The sequence below is a fragment of the Stenotrophomonas sp. STEN008 genome, from assembly GCF_056760435.1.
Genome location: NZ_JBRRET010000093.1, coordinates 1 through 293, shown reverse-complemented (window position 1 = coordinate 293; position 293 = coordinate 1). Strand labels below are relative to the sequence as shown.

The 293-nt window shown below is 57.0% G+C and carries 2 tRNA genes; both read right to left on the bottom strand.

What is annotated here, in order from left to right:
* Positions 1-34: 34 nt before the first annotated feature.
* Positions 35-111, bottom strand: a tRNA-Ile gene (locus ACVOME_RS18695).
* A gap of 71 nt (positions 112-182) precedes the next feature.
* A tRNA-Ala gene (locus ACVOME_RS18690) sits at positions 183-258 on the bottom strand.
* Positions 259-293: the final 35 nt, after the last annotated feature.

The window sequence follows — 293 nt, the reverse complement described above, 5'->3', positions numbered from 1 at the left end:
GTATAAAGATCGAATGTATGCGTCATTCAGAGAATGGTGGGTCTGGGAGGACTCGAACCACCGACCTCACCCTTATCAGGGGTGCGCTCTAACCACCTGAGCTACAGACCCGGAAAGTTTTTCTGGAGAGTCCGCACATGGATGTGCGGGCTTTTCCGGAAGGATCCGGATAACCAACTCCCTGGTGGAGCCTGTCGGGATCGAACCGACGACCCCCTGCTTGCAAAGCAGGTGCTCTCCCAGCTGAGCTAAGGCCCCAGAAAGGGACATCTCACACCGGCCTGGCCGATGCA